Raw genomic sequence first — 516 nt, forward strand, 5'->3', positions numbered from 1 at the left:
AGCGGAAGGGCGGTGCCCGACGAAATCTGCGCCGCGATCGAGACGACGCTGAAGCGCGAAGGTTTTTATGCCGGCGAGCCGAAGGGCTATTTCGGCCCGGACGTGCGCAAGGCGCTGGCCGCCTGGGTCGACGCGAAAGGCCCGCTCGACGATGCTCCCGCCCAAACCACGGCGACGCAGCAGGCCGCGCCGGCCGCGGGGCTGCTGACGAGCGAAATCCTCGACCGGGTCCGCGGCCGGGTTTCGACTCAGGCGCAGGCCGCCAAGACCGATAAACAAAGGCTTGCCGTCGTCAAACAGTACGACATGCTCGCACGCTACGGCGACCTTCCCTCGCGCTGGGCGGTAGTGAGCAACTACCATCAGGCAAAGGTCGTGCGCACGGTCGTCACCCCGGAGGAGGTCACGCGCTATGCGCTGGACATCCTGGTGTCGAAACCGGCCGGCGTCGACAAGCCGGAATTCGAGTTCATCTTCGACCTGACGCAGATTGCGCAGGACCGGAAATCCAAGGCG

At 65.9% G+C, this 516-nt stretch carries 1 protein-coding gene; it reads left to right on the plus strand.

What is annotated here, in order from left to right; genetic code table 11:
• Positions 1–12: 12 nt before the first annotated feature.
• A partial coding sequence (locus EN807_RS32470; RefSeq protein ID WP_246684499.1) for a peptidoglycan-binding protein occupies positions 13–516 on the plus strand: 504 nt, incomplete at its 3' end.

The sequence above is a fragment of the Mesorhizobium sp. M5C.F.Ca.ET.164.01.1.1 genome (genome assembly GCF_004792125.1).
In the GTDB taxonomy this organism is placed as follows: domain Bacteria; phylum Pseudomonadota; class Alphaproteobacteria; order Rhizobiales; family Rhizobiaceae; genus Mesorhizobium; species Mesorhizobium wenxiniae.